The sequence below is a fragment of the Saccharopolyspora sp. genome (assembly GCF_017434145.1).
GTDB classification, from domain to species: Bacteria; Actinomycetota; Actinomycetes; order Mycobacteriales; family Pseudonocardiaceae; genus Saccharopolyspora_C; species Saccharopolyspora_C galaxeae.
Genome location: NZ_JAFRFW010000231.1, coordinates 1 through 3,375 on the forward strand (window position 1 = coordinate 1; position 3,375 = coordinate 3,375).

Here is a 3,375-nt window from a genome sequence, read left to right on the forward strand (position 1 = left end):
GGCCGATCGGTTCACGCACGTCCAACACACGTAGCCGCCGCTGAGCCCGGCCGGTGACCGGCTCCCGCGCGCCGCCGCGCACCGCACGGCCCCGCCGCGAGCACGCAGCGCCGAACCGGAAGAATGTTCACCCGGAGGGGACCGCCGGGCGGTCCGAACGGCGCTGGAGCGTAGCGGCCGGCGAACGGCTGGAGGTGGACGTGGACGACCTGGTCATCCGGATGGACGGCGTCGGGGTCCGACGGGGCGGCACCGCGCTGGTGTCCGACGTGGACTGGTCGGTGGAGCTCGACGAGCGGTGGGTCGTGCTCGGCCCCAACGGCGCGGGCAAGACCACGCTGCTCAAGCTCGCGGGCGCCGAGGGCCATCCGTCGCAGGGCACCGTGGACGTGCTCGGCGAACGGCTGGGCCGCACCAACGTTTTCGAGCTGCGCCCGCGCATCGGCCTGTGCTCGGCGGCGCTGGCCGGCCGGATGCCCGGCGACGAGCAGGTGCGCGACGTCGTGGTCAGCGCCGGCTACTCGGTCGTGGGCCGCTGGCGCGAGGAGTACGACGCGATGGACACCGAGCGGGCGGCGGAACTGCTGGACCTGCTCGGCGTCGCGCACCTGGCCGAGCGCAGCTTCGGCACGCTCTCCGAGGGCGAGCGCAAGCGCGTGCTGATCTCCCGCGCCCTGATGACCGATCCGGAGCTGCTGCTGCTGGACGAGCCCGCCGCCGGCCTCGACCTCGGCGGCCGGGAGGACCTCGTCGGGCGGCTGTCCGCGCTCGCGATGGATCCGGACGCCCCAGCATCGGTGCTGGTCACCCACCACGTCGAGGAGATCCCGCCGGGCTTCACGCACGGCCTGATGATCCGCGACGGCGCGGTGGTCGCCCAGGGGCTGCTGGAAGACGTGCTCACCGAGGACAACCTGTCCAAGACCTTCGACCAGGACTTGGAGCTGCAGCGCAGCGGCGACCGCTACTTCGCCCGCAGGCGCGCCTGAGCGCTTCTCGCCGAGTGAACGGGCTCTTCGCCCAACCCAGTGGGCCCAGCGGTCCGTTCGCGACGGCCGGGCGGCCGATTGAGATCGATGACACTGACGCTGTCGTGGTCAGCGGGATAGCCTCCCCGCGAGCAGCAGTTCGACGAGGAGGTTGCGGCGTGGGCGAATTCGTCCGGTTCGAAGCAGCAGGCGCGATCGGCACCATCCGGCTGGACCGGCCGCCGATGAACGCGCTGAACCAGCAGATCGAGACCGAACTCAAGGAAGCCGCGGCCGAGGCCACCGAGCGCTCCGATGTCCGCGCCGTGATCGTGCACGGTGGCGAGAAGGTCTTCGCCGCCGGTGCCGACATCAAGGAGATGGCCGAGAAGTCCTACGCGGACATGGCCACCAAGGAGCAGCACGGCCTGTCCGCGGCGATGAGCGCGATCGGGGCCATCCCGAAACCGACGGTCGCCGCGATCACCGGCTACGCCCTCGGCGGCGGCCTGGAGCTGGCGCTGAGCTGCGACCGCCGGGTCCTCGGCGACAACGCCAAGGTCGGGCAGCCGGAGATCCAGCTCGGCGTGATCCCCGGCGCGGGCGGCACCCAGCGGCTGGCCCGGCTGATCGGGCCGAGCAAGGCCAAGGACCTCATCTACACCGGCCGGTTCGTCCGCTCCGACGAGGCGCTGCGGATCGGCCTGGTCGACGAGGTGGTGCCCGCCGACGACGTGTACCCGGCCGCGCAGCGCTGGGTGGAGCAGTTCGCGAACGGTCCGGCGCGTGCGCTGGCCGCGGCCAAGACGGCCGTCGACCGCGGGCTCGAGGTGGACCTGGAGACCGGGCTGCAGCTGGAGACCCAGGTGTTCACCGCGTTGTTCGCCACCGAGGACCAGAAGACCGGGATGCGTTCGTTCGTGGAGAACGGGCCGGGCAAGGCCGAGTTCACCGGCCGGTGACCGGAAGTGGCGGGCCGGGGTCGCCCGGCCCGCCCGAGTACGTCCACGATGCCGCGGCCTTCGGGTAGCCGTCGGCGGAGTTCGGTCACGAAGAAGGCTCACCACGGCCGGAACGCGCGTCGGAATCGGCTGCGCCCTTCGCAATAGCAGCTGTGCCCTTCGCAATAGCAGCTGCGCCCTTCGCAACAGCAGGTCGCGCACTTCGCGAATGGCGGCTCGGGCCGCGCAAGCAGCACCATGGCTCGAGCCACCCATCGCCGCGGCCGCCGCGGGAGGACGCACACGTGAGCACCGAAGCCCCGCGCGATCCGACGCCGCACCCGCACGCCACCGCCGGAGAGGTACGAGCGGCGGGCGCCGACCCGAAACTCGCCAACGTGCTCTACCACGACTGGGAAGCACGCACCTACGACGAGAAGTGGTCGATCTCCTACGACCGGCGCTGCGTGGACTACGCGGTCGGCCGGTTCCGCGCGGCCACCGGCGGCACCGGCGCGCACCGGCACGCGCTGGAACTGGGCTGCGGCACCGGCTTCTTCCTGCTGAACCTGATGCAGGGCGGCATCGCCGAACGCGGCTCGATCACCGATCTGTCCCCCGGCATGGTCGAGGTCGCGCTGCGCAACGCGGCCTCGCTCGGGCTGAGCGTGGACGGCCGGGTCTGCGACGCCGAGTGGATCCCGTACGGCGACGAGGGCTTCGACCTCGTGGTCGGGCACGCCGTGCTGCACCACGTCCCGGACGTGCCCGCGGCGATGCGCGAAGTGCTGCGAGTGCTCAAACCCGGCGGCCGGTTCGTGTTCGCGGGCGACCCGACGCGCATCGGAGATTTCTACGCGCGTCGGCTCGGGCGGCTGACGTGGTGGCTGACCGCGAACGCCACCAAGCTGGCGCCGTCTTGGCACCGCGTGCGGCCGGAGCCGGACGAGTCGTCCCGGGCCGCGGCTTTGGAGGCGGTAGTGGACGTGCACACGTTCGTGCCGTCCGAGCTGGAGCGGATGGCACTCGGCGCGGGCGCGGCGGACGTGCGGGCCACGACCGAGGAGCTGTCGGCCGCGGTGTTCGGCTGGCCGGTGCGCACCTTCGAAGCCGCCGTGGCCGCGGACAAGCTCGGCCGGGCTTGGAGCATGTTCGCCTACCGCGCCTGGCAGCAGCTGTCCTGGGTGGACGCGAACCTGCTGGCGAAGCTGCTGCCGCGCGACCTGTTCTACAACGTGCTGATCACCGGCAGGAAACCGGATTCCACCGCCGCCTTCGAGCCCGGTTGACGGACTCCTTCGCTCGACCCCGGACGAACGCCCCCTTCGCTCCGCGACGACACGTCGCGCGCGGGCGTGTCGGCTACCCCGGCACGTTCCGAGTGAAGGTCGCCTTCGCCCAATCTATTGGGGCGAACGGTCCGTTCACTCATCGCGGGCGCGGGTGCGGAACACGGGCCGGTTAGA

3 protein-coding genes are annotated in these 3,375 nt (G+C 71.8%); all 3 read left to right on the plus strand.

Annotated features, from left to right (window positions below):
- The first annotated feature begins 221 nt into the window (after positions 1 to 221).
- The 3 genes from IJH84_RS06565 (at position 222) to IJH84_RS06575 (ending at position 3,198) form a co-directional block, all read left to right on the plus strand.
- Positions 222 to 989 (plus strand): ABC transporter ATP-binding protein, encoded by a 768-nt coding sequence (locus IJH84_RS06565; protein WP_200070409.1) that lies wholly within the window; start codon positions 222 to 224, stop codon positions 987 to 989.
- Between the two features lie 158 nt (positions 990 to 1,147).
- Positions 1,148 to 1,930, plus strand: a complete 783-nt coding sequence (locus tag IJH84_RS06570; RefSeq protein WP_200070282.1) for an enoyl-CoA hydratase-related protein — start codon at positions 1,148 to 1,150, stop codon at positions 1,928 to 1,930.
- Positions 1,931 to 2,214: 284 nt separating this feature from the next.
- Positions 2,215 to 3,198 carry a class I SAM-dependent methyltransferase gene (locus tag IJH84_RS06575; RefSeq protein WP_295141517.1) on the plus strand — a complete coding sequence of 328 codons (984 nt, stop codon included), beginning with the start codon at positions 2,215 to 2,217 and terminating at the stop codon, positions 3,196 to 3,198.
- Positions 3,199 to 3,375: the final 177 nt, after the last annotated feature.